The sequence below is a fragment of the Actinokineospora lacus genome, assembly GCF_053813445.1.
Genome location: NZ_JBQERA010000005.1, coordinates 285,690 through 300,585, shown reverse-complemented (window position 1 = coordinate 300,585; position 14,896 = coordinate 285,690). Strand labels below are relative to the sequence as shown.

Annotated in this window: 12 protein-coding genes; 7 read left to right on the top strand and 5 right to left on the bottom strand. The window is 71.4% G+C overall.

The genetic code is table 11. The features are described 5' to 3' along the window. The 6 genes from ACTG9Q_RS14685 to ACTG9Q_RS14660 all read left to right on the top strand — a co-directional run bounded on the left by ACTG9Q_RS14685 (position 1) and on the right by ACTG9Q_RS14660 (position 7,094). Positions 1-813: an alpha/beta fold hydrolase gene (locus tag ACTG9Q_RS14685; protein ID WP_455573555.1), complete on the top strand. Its 813-nt coding sequence runs from the start codon at positions 1-3 to the stop codon at positions 811-813. After that, the gene (locus ACTG9Q_RS14680) at positions 813-2,087 is read left to right on the top strand and encodes a PP2C family protein-serine/threonine phosphatase (RefSeq protein WP_455573554.1); all 1,275 of its coding nucleotides are present in this window, start codon (positions 813-815) and stop codon (positions 2,085-2,087) included. The genes ACTG9Q_RS14685 and ACTG9Q_RS14680 overlap by 1 nt, the downstream gene beginning before the upstream one ends. Positions 2,088-2,105: 18 nt before the next feature. Beyond that, a complete protein-coding gene (locus ACTG9Q_RS14675; protein WP_455573310.1) occupies positions 2,106-3,977 on the top strand; it encodes an FAD-dependent oxidoreductase in 1,872 nt (623 codons plus the stop codon). A gap of 95 nt (positions 3,978-4,072) precedes the next feature. Next, positions 4,073-5,377: a cytochrome P450 gene (locus ACTG9Q_RS14670; RefSeq protein ID WP_455573309.1), complete on the top strand. Its 1,305-nt coding sequence runs from the start codon at positions 4,073-4,075 to the stop codon at positions 5,375-5,377. A 249-nt stretch (positions 5,378-5,626) separates the two neighbouring features. Further along, positions 5,627-6,046, top strand: a complete 420-nt coding sequence (locus ACTG9Q_RS14665) for a calcium-binding protein (RefSeq protein ID WP_455573308.1) — start codon at positions 5,627-5,629, stop codon at positions 6,044-6,046. Positions 6,047-6,386: 340 nt separating this feature from the next. Then, a complete protein-coding gene (locus tag ACTG9Q_RS14660) occupies positions 6,387-7,094 on the top strand; it encodes an AfsR/SARP family transcriptional regulator (protein ID WP_455573307.1) in 708 nt (235 codons plus the stop codon). Between the two features lie 195 nt (positions 7,095-7,289). Here the strand turns inward: ACTG9Q_RS14660 and ACTG9Q_RS14655 are convergent, their stop codons facing one another. Together ACTG9Q_RS14655 and ACTG9Q_RS14650 are read right to left on the bottom strand one after the other, a co-directional pair. Then, positions 7,290-7,697, bottom strand: coding sequence for a hypothetical protein (locus ACTG9Q_RS14655; protein ID WP_455573306.1), 408 nt, complete (start codon positions 7,695-7,697; stop codon positions 7,290-7,292). Between the two features lie 548 nt (positions 7,698-8,245). Beyond that, a complete protein-coding gene (locus tag ACTG9Q_RS14650; RefSeq protein ID WP_455573305.1) occupies positions 8,246-9,493 on the bottom strand; it encodes an MFS transporter in 1,248 nt (415 codons plus the stop codon). A gap of 66 nt (positions 9,494-9,559) precedes the next feature. On the opposite strand from ACTG9Q_RS14650, the gene ACTG9Q_RS14645 reads away from it, so the two are divergent. Further along, positions 9,560-10,018, top strand: coding sequence for a helix-turn-helix domain-containing protein (locus tag ACTG9Q_RS14645; RefSeq protein WP_455573553.1), 459 nt, complete (start codon positions 9,560-9,562; stop codon positions 10,016-10,018). 121 nt (positions 10,019-10,139) lie between these two features. Here the strand turns inward: ACTG9Q_RS14645 and katG are convergent, their stop codons facing one another. The 3 genes from katG to ACTG9Q_RS14630 form a co-directional block, all read right to left on the bottom strand. Beyond that, complete coding sequence (katG, locus tag ACTG9Q_RS14640; RefSeq protein ID WP_455573304.1) at positions 10,140-12,416, bottom strand: catalase/peroxidase HPI; 2,277 nt, start codon at positions 12,414-12,416, stop codon at positions 10,140-10,142. Beyond that, a complete protein-coding gene (locus ACTG9Q_RS14635) occupies positions 12,413-12,865 on the bottom strand; it encodes a Fur family transcriptional regulator (RefSeq protein ID WP_455573303.1) in 453 nt (150 codons plus the stop codon). Before ACTG9Q_RS14635 ends, katG begins: the two co-directional genes overlap by 4 nt. A gap of 94 nt (positions 12,866-12,959) precedes the next feature. Beyond that, on the bottom strand, positions 12,960-14,876 hold the full coding sequence (locus tag ACTG9Q_RS14630; protein ID WP_455573552.1) for a ricin-type beta-trefoil lectin domain protein: 1,917 nt from the start codon (positions 14,874-14,876) through the stop codon (positions 12,960-12,962). Positions 14,877-14,896 lie beyond the last annotated feature (20 nt).

The window sequence follows — 14,896 nt, the reverse complement described above, 5'->3', positions numbered from 1 at the left end:
ATGGCTGGTGTGGACATCCTGCGCAGGAACAACGTCACGGTCACCGGCGCCCCAGCCGGGCCGACGGTGGTGTTGGCCCACGGGTTCGGCTGCGACCAGAACCTGTGGCGTTTGACGGCGCGGGCGTTGGCCGATTCCTACCGGGTGGTGCTGTTCGACTACGTGGGGTCAGGGCGTTCGGACCTGTCGGCGTTCCGGGAGGAGCGCTACTCGGACTTGGACGGCTACGCGCAGGACGTGGTGGAGGTGTGCCAGGCCCTGGATCTGCGCCGGGCGGTGTTCGTGGGGCACTCGGTCAGCGCGATGGTCGGCGTGCTGGCGGCCCGGCGGGCGCCCGAGCGCATCGGGTCGATGGTGATGGTCGCCCCGTCCCCGTGCTACATCGACGATGACGGCTACCGCGGCGGGTTCAGCACCGAGGACATCGACGAACTGCTGTCCTCGCTGGATTCGAACTACCTGGGCTGGTCGGCGGCGATGGCGCCGGTGATCATGGGCAACCCGGAGCGGCCCGAGCTGGGCCAGGAGCTGACCAACAGCTTCTGTGCCACCGACCCGGACATCGCCCGCGTGTTCGCCCGCACCACCTTCCTGTCCGACTCCCGGCGGGACCTGGCCTCGGTGGCCGTGCCGACATTGGTGCTGGAGTGCGCCCACGACGCGATCGCCCCGCGGGAGGTCGGCGCGTTCGTGCACGCCGCGATCCCGGGGTCGGCCCTGGTCACCCTGGAGGCCACCGGGCACTGCCCGCAGCTGTCCGCCCCGGAGGCCACCAACGCGGCGATCCTGGAGTTCCTGGCGGGGCTGCCGTGATGTGCGAGGCCGGGCAGGAGCGCGACCCGCGGGACCGGGACAGCGGTCCACCGGACGCGACCTTCGCCGCGCTGCTGGAGGACAGCGCCGAGGAGCTGTACGAGACCGCGCCGTGCGGGTACCTGTCCACGCTGATGGACGGCACCATCGCCAAGGTCAACGCCACCCTGCTGGACTGGCTCGGCCTCACGCGGGAGGCGGTGGTGGGCCGGAAGCGGTTCGCCGACCTGCTCAGCGTCGGCGGCAGGCTGTACCACGAGACGCACTTCGCGCCGCTGCTGCGCATGCAGGGCAAGATCGGCGGCATCGCCCTGGAGATGAAGACCGGCGACGGCGGCCGGATGCCGGTGCTGATCTCCTCCTCGGTCAAGCACGGCGCCACCGGCGAGCCCATGCTGATCAGGACCACCATCTTCGACGCCCGCGACCGCCGCGCCTACGAGCAGGAACTGCTGCGCCGCCAGAAGGAGTCCGAGCAGGGGCGCAAGCGGGCCGACGCCGACCGGGTCCGGCTGCAGGAGGCCCTCGCCGTGCTGCAGCAGAGCCTGCTGCCCGCCGCGCTGCCGACCGTCCCCGGGCTGGAGGCCGCCGCCTACTACCACACCGCATCGCCCGAGCAGCTGGGCGGCGACTTCTACGACCTGTTCCCCATCGGCGAGCAGCGCTGGGCGTTCTTCCTCGGCGACGTGTGCGGCAAAGGCCCGCAGGCCGCCGCGGTCACCTCGCTGGTCCGCCACACCCTGCACGCCGCCGCCATGCACGACCACGACCCGATCGCCGTGCTGACCACGCTGAACACCGTCCTGCTCGACCACTACGGCGCCGACGACCCCCGCTTCTGCAGCGCCATCGTCGGCACCCTGCGACCCGGTCCTGACAGCTTCACCGTGCACCTGGCCTCCGGCGGGCACCCCCCGGCCCTGCTCCTGCGCGCGGACGGCGACTGCCGCTTCCTCCCCACCCCCGACGGGGTCCTCGTCGGGGTCCTGCCCGAGCCCCGCTTCACCCCCGTCGCCACCACCCTGGCCCCCGGCGACACCCTCCTGCTCTACACCGACGGCCTCACCGAGGCCCGCGTCGGCCGCGCCTTCTACGGGGAGCGGGCCCTGCGGGCGTTCGTCGCGGAGCACGCGGGCGCCCCACCCCAGGCGGTGGTCACAGCCCTGACCGGACTGCTGGAGGGCTTCGGCGACGGCGTCAACGACGACACCGCACTACTCGCCTTCGGCGTCCCAACGCAAGTACACGATCCGGGAGTACTTAGGCCCCGGTGATCGCCCGATAATCAAGCCATGTCCGAAAAAGCCAGTGTCGTGGTCGTGGGGGCAGGCATGGCCGGGCTGGCCGCGGCACGGGCACTGCGCGAACTCGGCCACCCCGTCACCGTCCTGGAGGCGCGCGACCGCGTCGGCGGGCGGATCTGGACCGACGAGCACGGGGTCGACCTCGGCGCGCACTGGATCCACGGCACGGACGGCAACCCGATCACCGAGCTGGTCGAGGACCTGGGCATCCCCTACAGCTACGTGGGCGGCGACAGCTCCTACACCGGGGGCTTCGACAGCCTCGACCTGTTCGGCGCGGACAACCGCCCGGCGAACCACCGCCACAAGAGCCGCACCCTGCGACTGGCCGACGACGTGCTGCACGAGCTCGAGCAGCGGGCCGAGACCGCGCGCAAGGGGCAGCACCCGGACATCCCGCTCGGCGAGGCCATCCGCCAGATCCTCGCCGAGCGCGAGCTGTCCCCCGACGACGAGCACGCGGTCCGCTACCACCTCAACGTGATCCTGCGCGACGACGTCGCCGAGGACGCCGACAACCTGTCCCTGAAGTTCTGGGAGGACGGCTACCTGGTCTACGGCTACGGCGACAGCGTCCTGCACCAGGGCTACCAGTCGGTCGTCGACGCCGTCGCCGAAGGGCTGGACGTCAGGCTGCGCCACGTGGTCACGTGCGTCGACACCAGCGCGGGATCGGTGCTGGTCACGACCGACCACGGCCGCTTCGAGGCGGACGCGGTGCTGGTGACCGTGCCGCTCGGCGTGCTCAAGGCCGGGGTGGTGCGCTTCGAGCCCCCGCTGCCCGAGGACAAGCGCTCGGCGATCGCCCGCCTGGGCTTCGGCACCCTCAACAAGATCGCGCTGCACTACCGCGAGCCCTTCTGGCCGAGGGACCAGTACGTCTTCGGCTACCTGTGCCGCGACACCGACCGCCACCCCACGGTCGTCATCAGCATGTGGAAGTCCCACGGCAAGCCGGTCCTGGTGATGCTGCTCGGCGCCTCGCTCGGCCGCGAGCTGGAGACCTGGTCCGACGAGGACGTCGCCGCCTACGCCACCACCGTCGTCGCGGACATCTTCGGCGCGGACGCGCCCGCGCCCGAACGCGTCTCGCGCACCGCGTGGTCGACCGACCCCTACGCCTTCGGCGCGTACACCTGCATCGGCGTCAACGCCTCGCCGAAGGACATCGGCACGCTCGCCGAGCCGGTTGGCGACCGGCTGTTCTTCGCCGGTGAGGGCACCAACCCCTACCACTGGGGCTGCGTGCACAGCGCCTACGAGTCCGGCCTGCGCGAAGCCGCGCGGATCAGCGGGAACCCCGCCATCCACACCCCGCCGAGCGCCGGGACCTCCCGCCGCCAGGCCCGCAACACCGACCGCATGCTGCGCTTCCTGCGCCTGCGGATGGCACACGTCACCGCGCCCGAGCTGACCGAGCGGGTGGCGTGCCTGCGGGAGAGCGCCGACCCCCACGGGGTGCGGCTGTTCGCCTCGCTGGCCGACTCCGAGCTGGAGGCACTCGCCTCGATGTTCGACGAGATCCCGTTCACCGCGGGCGATTCCCTCTGCCGGGAGGACGACGCCGCGCACGGGGTGTTCCTCGTCGCCCGCGGCGAGGTCGAGGTCGACTTCGGCGGCATCTACGACCGCGTGACCATGGGCCGCGGCGCCGTGCTCGGCCACCACGACCTGTTCTTCAACGCCCGCACCACATCGGTGACCGCGCTCAGCGACGAGGTCGTGGTGTTCTACCTGGACCACTACCGGTACCAGAACTTCCTCTACGCCTTCCCCAACGTCCTGATGCTGATGATGTCGGACCTGGTCACGCGCTGGGAGCGACTGGAGGACGCGCCCGCCCTCACCGACCTCGGCTGACGGCGCCCACCGGGGCGGGTGGGGCCGATCGCGGTCTTGTTCTCGACCCCCCGGTGTGATCACCTTTGCTGCGGCGGGAGCAGCGAGGAGGACTAGTGCGTCATACAGCGTCACGGGTCGATGAGGTGCTGCCGCCGGGACCACGGCTGCCGAAGGCGGTGCAGACCGTGCTGTTCCTGCGGCGTGCCCAGAACGGCGCGGTCGTCAAGTGGCACGAGCGGTTCGGCGACACCTTCACCGTGCGGCTCGTGGGTGGGAGTTCCCTGGTCGTCCTGGTCGACTCGCAGGCCATCCGCGAGGTGTTCACCGGCTCGGCGGAGGTCTTCCACGCCCCGCGGGACAACCCGGTCGCGCCGATCCTGGGCAGCAGGTCGGTGTTCCTGCTCAACGAGGACGAGCACCTGCGGGCCCGCAAGATGCTGATGCCCGCGTTCAACGGGGCGGCGCTGCGCGGCTACGCGGAGATGATGGCGGACATCGCGCGGTCGGAGGTGCGGCGCTGGCCGGTGGGGACGCCGCTGGCCGTGCAGGGCCCGATGAGCCGGTTCACCCTGGAAGTGATCCTGCGCGTCGTCTTCGGCATCGCCGAGGGGCCCCGACTGGACCGGATGCGCGGCCTGATCGACCGGCTGATGACGGCCGGGCCGATGACCCTGGCAGGCTGGGACCACTGGCTGCTCAAGCGCCTGCCCCCCTGGACGGGCATGCGCGCGGTGCTCCGCCGCATCGACGACCTGCTCTACGCCGAGATCGCCGAGCGCAGGCGCCAGGCGGTCGAGGACCGCACCGACGTGCTCTCCCGGCTGCTGGCCGCCGACTCCGGCGCCACCGACGTCGACCTGCGCGACAACCTGCTCACCCTGCTGCTCGCGGGCCACGAGACCACCGCCACCGCCCTGGCCTGGCTCCTGCACGACCTGGCGCACAATCCCGAGGTCCGGGACCGCACCTGGGCCGCGGGCGATGCCGGTGACTCCCGGTACCTGCAGGCCGTGATCAAGGAGGGGCTGCGGCGGCGCACGCTCGTCGCGCCGGTCGCGCGGGAGCTCAGCAGGCCCACCACCATCGGCGGCTACCTCCTCCCCGCGGGCATGATGGTCGCCCCCTACACGACCCTGGTGCACCTGAACCCCGCCGACTACCCCGACCCCGACCGCTTCCGGCCCGAGCGGTTCCTCGACGGCTCCGTGGACGGCGGCCGCTGGCTGCCCTTCGGCGGCGGCCTGCGCCGGTGCATCGGGGCGGGCTTCTCCATGCAGGAGTCCGAGGTCATGCTCCGCGCGGTCATCCGCGCCTTCGAGGTCCACCCGGGCGGCCCCGAGGAGCGCCCGAAGGCCCGCAACGTGACCGCCGCGCCGTCGAAGGGCGGCAGGATCACCCTCACCCCTCGATCGAGCTAGGCGAAGACGAGTGTGAGCTGGGAGGCCCGAGCGGGCCTCCCAGCCGCGCCTACCGGAGCGATCACCCGGAACTGGTGGTGTTCAGCGGCGGGTGCTGGGCCAGTGGCGGGGTCGCGCGTTCACGAGGTGTCACGCGTCGGTGACGCCGGGTGGAACAGGCTGGGGTCATCCGAATTTCCGGAAGACGAAACGGAGGACACAGTGCGAAGTCGACCGCTCTACTCGATCTTGGCAGCAGGGATCATCGTCGTGGGAGGTCTCGTGGGGGCGGGCACCGCCTCGGCGGCGGTCCCGTGCACCATCGGCCCCAACGTGACGCAGACGGACACGACCGTGATCGGGTCCGGCGGGAACGACACGATCGACTGCACCAGCGCCAACCCCGGCAAGACCATCTACGGCAACGGCGGCAACGACACGGTCACCGGCACGGCCTACATCGACACGATCAACGGCGGCGCGGGTGATGACACGCTCACCGGTGGGGTGGGCAACGACTTCCTCAACGGTGACCTCGGCACGGACACGCTCAACGGCTCCGCGGGCAACGACACGCTGCGCGGCCCCGGCACCGACATGGCCCAGGACACCCTCAACGGCGGCGACAACACCGACTCGTGCGGCCCCGTCGGCGTGCCCCCGGACCTCCGCAGCAGCTGCGAGTCGTAGCACCCGCGCCCTGCCGCACCGGATTCCCGTGCGGTGACCAAGAACATCCGAGGACGAACGACGACCCGGCCCTGGAAGGGGACCGGGTCGTTCCGTCCGCGGCGAACCACACTCGTCTGGTGGAACGTTTGGACCGATCGCCTGCCCGCGCTGTAGCGTGTTCAGAAGAGGTCAGCCCGCGGTACACCGGGCTTCGGCCTCGGATGCGCGAGACCGCGCGGGACGTGCGCAATGGCGCCGAGAGGCATTCCATGACCACCCTTCCACATCTCCCCGACACGACATCGAACCCGTGACCCGGCTCGCGACGCCGACGGCGTGCTTGGCGCCTCAAGCGGGTTTGCGCGTCGCGCTCCTCGACGGGTTCCGGCTCACCGGGGGAACCGGCGCCATCCCCGTCTCCGGCGGAACCGAGCGCCTGCTGGCGTTCATGGCGATGCGCCCCCGGGCGGTGGGCAGGCTGCTCGTGGCGGGCTCCCTGTGGTCGGACGCGACCGAGGGCCACGCGTACGCGGCCCTGCGGTCGACGCTGACCCGCATGCGCCTGCCCTGCCGGGACGCGCTGCTGGTCACCGCGTCCAGCCTGGAACTCGCGCCCGAGGTCTCGGTCGACCTGCGCGACGCCCGGAAACTCGCCCACCGCCTGCTGGACGCCGGCCCGCCCGCCGCGGTGGACATGAGCCTGGACGCGGTCGCGACCCTGTCCTCGGAGCTGCTGCCGTTCTGGTACGACGACTGGGTCCTCCTCGAGGCCGAGGACTGGCGCCAACTGCGACTCCACGCGCTGGAGGCGCTGGTGGACGGCCTGGTCGAGGCGAAGCGGTTCGGTGACGCCACAGCGGCGGCGGGCGTCGTCGTCCGGGCCGACCCGCTGCGGGAGAGCGCGCAGACCGCCCTCATCCGCGTCCACCTGGCCGAGGGCAACCGGTCCGAGGCGGTGCACGCGTTCGACCGGTTCAGCCGCCGCCTCCGCGTGGACATGGGCCTGACACCCACCTCTGGACTGCGCGACCTGGTCGGGGGCCAAGCCGGTCCCCCGCGCCAGTGACCCTGGGCAGCGCCGCGCAAGACATGGTCGCCTTTCGGGATCAGCCCCCATCGACGCGCCGCGGGCCACGGGGACGGCGGCTGGTTGCCGTGGTCCACGTGGCCCGCACCCGAGTTCCTGATGCCCGCTCACAATTGTGCGCCGGGCAAGCGGCTCACCGCTGTCGGACGGCGCTGAGGGGTTGAGCGTGTCCGGCTACGCCTGAGCGCAGGCGGCGATGACGCCCGCGGTCGCGGCCGCGGAGGTGGCGTACGCGGCGACGCTGGCCGCCGCGGCGGTCGTGGCGGCGGCGGTGAACTCGGCCAAGGTGGCGGCTGCGGCGTTGATCGCTGCCGGTGTCCCGCTGGCGACACCGTCCGCGAATGCCTTGGCAGCCGCTGCCGCGGCGGCGGAGTCGGCGACGTTGGCGGCAGCCGCGGTGGCCGCGTTGGCGCTGTCGACCGCGGCGGCGATGGCGGTGGCGCACGCCGGGGGCGGCACCACCGTCGCCACGGCCACCGATGCCCGGTTCGGAACGGGCGCGGCGGCGCTGGCCGGTACCGCGACCAGCGCGGCGAGGGCACCGGTGGTGAGAATCGAGATCGCGATGTGTCGGACGTTCATGGGGTGATCCCTGTCATGGAGAAGGTGGGCCCCGACAGATCCGGGAAAGTGACTGGTCCGGGGGGACAAAGTCGATCGAACAACCGGCTCATAGGAAAAGTATGCACCTCCCGAGCCCACTGGATACCGAACCCGCTCGTTCGTGTACAAAGCGGCAGTGCGGAGACTCCCGCACTGCCGCTGAATTCAGTCCACGATCTTGGAATGCCTGGCGTGCCGTTATGGCCGTTCAAGGACCACGGCGACATCCTGGGACTGACCCCCGTCGCCGGTGACGACTCCGACCCCTGAAAGGCTCTGAGACCTTGACTGCCGAGGAGAAAGAACAATTACCGCGCGATGATCGACCCCTTTGCGGGTCAGGCGTCCGCCTGGAAATACGCCCGGCGAATTTCGGCACACCCCTCACGGGAAATAGGACATCGTGGCGTGCCGAAGCGCGGATTTTGCACGGGGGGCACCGCATGGGACACACGCGGGAAACCCCGGCGCGGTCCCATCCGTCTCGCTGACGGAGGTCGCCGCTACCGGGGTCCCGGGTAACCCGCTCAGCGTACCTCTTGGGCGGACCTGCCGACACCGTCATCCGGTAATCGGCGGGGCAGCACGACCACGGCGAGCACACCACAGGCCACGGTCGCCGCCCCGGCGATGTACGCCGTTGTGGTCAGGCCGAGTCGCACGGCTGCCGCCGGACCGAGGACGGCCCCGACGAGGGTGGCCGCCGCCTCGGCGGTGAACATCGCGGCGCTCATGCGTCCCAGGACCTGGTTCGGGGTGATCCGCTGCACGGTGGTCTGCCCGGCCACCAGCGCCATCGACCCCGCGGCCCCGATCAGCACGGCCGCGGCCAGCGCCCGAGGCAGACCGGTCGCGGAGAACAGCAGGCCGAACCCGGCGCCCGCCCCGCTCAGCGCGGCACAGAGCAGCCAACCCGGCGCGATCCGGTCGATCACGTGGGCGACGGCGGGCGCGCCCACCAGGAACCCGAGCCCGAGCGCGGACATCACCAGCCCGATCTGCCCGCTCCCGCCGAGCACGGTCATCCCGAAGGGCACCAGCAACGCGGTCAGAGCGGCGTTGGCGCCCAGGAAAAGCGCGTTGACCATCAGCAGGCCGCGAACTGTCCGCGCACCTCGCAGGAAATCCAGCCCCTCGCGCAGGTCGGCGAGGACGCGTCGAACGCCTTGGCCGTCCCGTTCGCGCCCGGCGGCCACCCTCGCGGTCAGCGCGAGGGCGACCGCCGACAGCAGGTAGCTCCCCAGGTCCACCCAGACCAGCACGGTGAACCCGGCCCACCCGAGCAGGGCACCGCCGAGCGGGGCGCCGATCAGCCGGACGGCGCCGTCGGTCACCGCGTTGAGCGCGTTGGCGCCTGCCAGCGCGGTCCCGGTGCCGACGACGACCGGCGTGTGCGCCTGCGCGGCCGGGCGGAACAGCACGGTGCTCACGCTCTCAGCCACCAGGGCGGCGTAGACGAGCCAGAGGTCGCCCGGCTCGCCGACCAGGAGCAGCAGCCCGACCGCGACCGCCCTGGCGAGATCGGCGACGATCATGACCCGGCGCCGGTCCCAGCGGTCCACCAGCACCCCGGCGACCGGCCCGAGCAGGACCGGGGGCAGGAACTCCGCCGCCAGCGTCAGACCGGTCGCCGCCAGCGACCCGGTCAGGGCGAAGACGTGCGCGGGCACCGCGATGACGAGCAGCCACGAGCCGAGCAGGCTGACCGTCCTGGCGAACCACAACAGCCGGAAGTCCCTGATCCGCAGTGCTTCGAACACAAGCACCCCCCCCATGTGTCTCACCAAGATATTCATGCGTATCGTTATCTTGTCAAGACACAGGGAGGCGCGGCTGTGGACATGCGTGAACTCGGCGGTCGCCTGCGGGCACTGCGCGCGGCACGGGGCTGGACCGTCGCCACGGTCGCCGCCGACGCCGACCTCTCAGTGCCCTACATCGCGAACCTGGAGAACGGGCGGGGGAACCCCACCGTCGAGGCACTGGCCAGACTGGCCGCCGCCCTGGGCACCCGATTCCGGGTCGACCTCGTTCCCGAGGACACCGCGGCGCCCGCGACGACCGCGGCCGCCCCCCTGCCCCCTGCCCTGGTCCGGCTCAGCCGGGGCACGCGGTTCCGCCGCGACCTCCGGCTGATGGCCGAGCACCTCGGCGAGGACCCCACCGCGACCTCGGCCCGGACCTTGGACGCGCTGGCGCGGCTGGGCGCGGTCAGCGGCCGCGAACTGTCCGATCCGGACTGGCACCGCCTCATGGACGCCCTCGTCCTCGTCGCCCTCCACCCGAATCCGGGGAAGTGAGGGGCAGGCGAGGTCCGCACCGTCATCCGGGAGCCTGGGCGCACAGCACCGGCGAGCGGGGCCGTCCAAACGGGACGAGCCCGGCCGAGGGATCGGCCGGGCTCGTCGGTGGGGCGGGAGGTCAGGACAGGTCGAAGCGGTCGAGTTCCATGACCTTGGTCCAGGCCGCGGTGAAGTCGGTGACGAACTTCTCGCGGGCGTCCTGGCTGGCGTAGACCTCGGCGAGGGCGCGCAGCTGGGAGTTGGAGCCGAAGACGAGGTCGACCGCGGTGGCGGTCCACTTCACCTCGTCGGTGGACGCGTCGCGGATCTCGTAGACGTTCTCCTCGGACTCCGACGCCTTCCACCGGGTGCCCGGGGAGAGCAGGTTGGCGAAGAAGTCGTTGGTGAGCACGCCGGGCCGGTCGGTGAGCACGCCGTGCTCGCTGCCGCCGACGTTGGCCCCGAGGGAGCGCAGGCCGCCGACGAGGACGGTCATCTCCGGCGCGGTCAGGTCGAGCATGTAGGCGCGCTCGACGAGCAGCACCTCCGGCTCGAGCTTCACATCGGAGCGCAGGTAGTTGCGGAACCCGTCGGCGCGCGGCTCGAGGAAGCCGAACGACTCGACGTCGGTCTGCTCCTGGGTGGCGTCGGTGCGGCCGGGGTGGAACGGCACGGTCACCTCGACGCCCGCCTCGCGGGCCGCCTTCTCCACGGCCGCCGAGCCCGCCAGCACGATCAGGTCGGCGAAGGAGACCTTGGCGCCGCCCGCGTCGTTGAACTCCCGCTGGATGCCCTCGAGGGTCTCCAGGACCGTCGCGAGCTGCTCGGGCTGGTTGACCTCCCAGCCGCGCTGCGGCTCCAGGCGAATCCGCGCGCCGTTGGCGCCGCCGCGCATGTCGGTGGAGCGGAAGGTCGCGGCCGAGGCCCAGGCGGTGCCGACCAGCTGGGCGGTCGTGAGGCCGGAGTCGAGGACCTTCGCCTTGAGGGCGGCGATGTCGGCCTCGCCCACGAGCTCGTGGTCGACGGCCGGGACCGGGTCCTGCCACAGCTGGGGCTCGGCGACCCACGGTCCCAGGAAGCGGCTGACCGGGCCCATGTCGCGGTGCAGCAGCTTGTACCAGGCCTTGGCGAACGCCAGCGCGAACTCGTCGGGGTTCTCCAGGAAGCGGCGGGAGATCTTCTCGTACGCCGGGTCCATGCGCAGCGACAGGTCCGTCGTGAGCATGGTCGGCTTGTGCTTCTTCGACGGGTCGTGGGCGTCCGGGATGATCGCCTCGGCGTCCTTGGCGACCCACTGCTTGGCGCCGCCGGGGCTCCTGGTGAGCTCCCACTCGTGGGCGAACAGGATCTCGAAGAAGCGGTTGCTCCACTGCGTCGGGACGTCGGTCCACGTCACCTCGAGACCGCTGGTGATCGTGTCGGCGCCCTTGCCGCTGCCGTGGGTGCTCAGCCAGCCCAGGCCCTGCGTCTCCAGCGAGGCGCCCTCGGGCTCCGGGCCCACGTGGTCGTCGGCCACGGCCGCGCCGTGGGTCTTGCCGAAGGTGTGGCCGCCCGCGATGAGGGCCACGGTCTCCTCGTCGTTCATCGCCATCCGGCCGAAGGTCTCCCGGATGAAGTGCGCCGCCGCCACCGGGTCCGCGTTGCCGCGGGGGCCCTCGGGGTTGACGTAGATGAGGCCCATCTCGGTCGCGCCGACCTCGGGCGCCATCTCCGCGTCGCTGACGTAACGGGCGTCACCCAGCCAGGCGTCCTCGGGACCCCAGAAGATCTCCTCCGGCTCCCAGACGTCCTCGCGGCCGAAACCGAAGCCGAAGGTCTTGAAGCCCATCGACTCCAGGGCCACGTTGCCCGCGAGCACGAGCAGGTCGGCCCACGAGATCTTCTGGCCGTACTTCTGCTTGACCGGCCACAGCAGCCTGCGCGCCTTGTCGAGGTTGGCGTTGTCGGGCCAGCTGTTGAGCGGGGCGAAGCGCTGGCCGCCGTCGCCCGCGCCGCCGCGGCCGTCGTGGGTGCGGTAGGTGCCCGCGGCGTGCCAGCTCATCCGGATCATCAGGCCGCCGTAGTGGCCGAAGTCGGCGGGCCACCAGTCCTGCGAGGTGGTGAGGACCTCGGTGATGTCGCGCTTGAGGGCCTCGACGTCGAGGGTGGCGAACTCCCTGGCGTAGCTGAAGTTCTCACCGAGCGGGTTGGCCTTGGACGAGTGGGCGTGCAGCACCGAGAGGTCGAGCTGGTTGGGCCACCAGTCCCGGTTGGTGCGCGGACGGCCGCCCGTCTTCGGGGTCGGCGAGTCGATCGCCGGGTTCTCGCTCTCGCTGCCGCTCGCGGTCACCGAGTCGTGCGCGACCGGGCAGCCGGCCGCCGCCTTCTCGTCCACGCCCTGTGCGCTGGAGGTGGGCGTTGTCGTGGGGTCGCTCATCTACTTCCTTCCGAACTGGCGATCATCTGGGAGCGTTCGGCCGCGCAGTCGGGGCAGGTGCCCCAAAAGACGACCTCCGCCTCGTCGATCATGTAACCGTGGTCGTCCGAGGCGGTGAGACAGGGGGTCTGGCCGACGGCGCAGTCGACGTCGGCGATCGCGCCGCAGGAGCGGCAGACGACGTGGTGGTGGTTGTCCCCCACCCGGGACTCGTACCGGGCGACCGCGCCCGCGGGCTGGATGCGCCGCACCAGGCCCGCGTCGGTGAGGGCGCGCAGCACGTCGTAAACCGCCTGGTGGGACACCGTGGGGTGATCGACGCGTACCAGTTCGATCACTGTCTCGGTGTCGACGTGCGGGTGCTCGCTCAGGGCGGTCAGCACGGCCAGCCGGGGTCGGGTCACGCGCAACGAGACCGCCCGCAGCTGAGCCTCGAAGTCGGACGTCACCCCACGACCTTAGAGGGCCAGTCTGGAATGAGTCAAATTAACGTCCGGCAAACGTGAGCCCCGCCGCCCTGGGGCAGCGGGGCTCACGAACCACTCAGGACACGGTCCACTTCTGGTTGGCCGCGCCCGTGCAGGCCCAGATCTGGATTCGGGTGCCATCCGCGCTGGAGTTGCCGGTGACGTCGGCGCACTTGTTCGCTGCCGGGTTCACCAGGTCCCGGCTCGCGGTGTGGGTCCACTGCTGGTTCGGCGTGCCGCCACAGGCCCAGAGCTGCAGCTGGGAGCCGTCGGTGGTGCCGTGGTTGACGACGTCCAGGCACTTGCCCAGGGCACGGACGGTGCCGTCGCCGGGGCGGGTCCACTGCTGGGCGGCGGTCCCGTTGCAGGTGTGGAGCTGCACGGCGGCGCCATCGGCGCCGCTGCCGCCCGCGACGTCGAGGCACTTGCCCGCCAGGCCGGTGATCGGCGTCCCGCCGCCGCCGGGGTTGCCGCTGCCGGGGGTGCCGGACCAGGTGAACGTGGCGGTGGTGCGGGCGGGCAGATTGTACACAAAGGACTGGTTGCCCCAGTTGACGCGCACCGACTGGGCCGAGGCGCCGCCGTTGTGGGCGATGAGCGCCTTGGAGCCGTCCGTGTTGCGCCAGGCCACGTTCTGGACCGTGCCGTTGGCGGTGGAGTCGATGCGCACCGCGCCGGGCCGGACGAACTTGGTCAGGTGGCCGGTGGTGTAGTACTCGATGGTGTAGTCCACCTGCCCCGCGCGGGCGCCGCCCTCCTGCACGGTGACCAGGCCGGTGCAGGTGCCGCAGCCGCCGTTGTGCGGGCCCATGTTCTGGTTGAGCGCCAGGCTCCACTTCACCAGGCTGCCGCTCCAGTTGCGGGCGTAGTTGACGATGTCGGCGAGGTCCTCGTTGTGCTGGTTGGAGACCCAGGTGCCGCCGGAGTGCTCGGTGCTGAACTGGCGGACGCCCGGGTACTGGTTGCGCACCTGGGTCCCGACGGCCGGGTCGCCGAAGTAGCCGTGCCAGGCGATGCCGCCGAACAGCGGGTCGTTGCGGACGCCCGCGTCGGCCAGGATCGGCGCGCCGAAGTTGGCGTAGTCGCCGTAGTTCCAGTCGTGGATGAGGACTTTGGTGCTCAGGCCCGCCGCGCGGAACGCCGGGTACACGTGGTTCTTCGTGAACTCCACCAGGCCGCCCGGGTTCCACGCCATGCCGGGGTAGTTCATCGCGGGCGGGTTGGCCGCCTGGCAGCAGTTGGGCTCGTTCTGCACCGAGATGTAGTCCACGCGCACGCCCGCGTTCTGGTAGCTCTGGACGTACTTCACCAGGTACTGGGCGTACATGGGGTAGTACTCCCACTTGAGCCAGCCCATCTGGTCCATGCGGCCGTTGTCCTTCATCCAGCCCGGCGCGCTCCACGGCACGCCCTTGACCCGCAGGGCCGGGTTGAGGGACTTGGCCTGCTGGGTCAGCAGGCGCACGTTGGTGTCGTAGCCGTTGGCGCCGAAGTCGTTGAGGTCGCAGCAGGTGTCGTCGAGGGACACGTGGCCGGGCCGGGACAGGTCGGACGCGCCGATCGGGTTGCGCACGAACGACAGGCCGATGCCGTCGGTGGGGTGGAACAGCCTGCGCATTACCTGGTCGCGGGTCGCGGCGCTGATCGGGCCGCCGCGGAAGAGGTGGGCGGTGGTGTCGGTGATCGACGCCCCGCCGCCCTCGAAGGTCTGGTACGTCGTGCCCTCGTTGACGGTGATGGTGTGGTTCGCGCTGCCGCCCGCGCCGAAGGTGAGGGAGGGCTGCTGGGCCAGGCCGCGGGTGACGACCCGGCCGCCGGAGTCGGAGGTGGTGGTGAGCCAGACGTTCACGGTCTCGTTGGCCGCGGCGGCCGTCGGGGCGAGGACCGCCCCGGTGGTCACCGCGGTGGCGGCCAGGACCAGCGCCGCCCCGAAGCCGAACGCCCGGCGGGAAGGCATGAGCCGGTGGGAAGGCATGGGCCGGTTGGGGGACATGGGCACGTGGGACTCCTTTC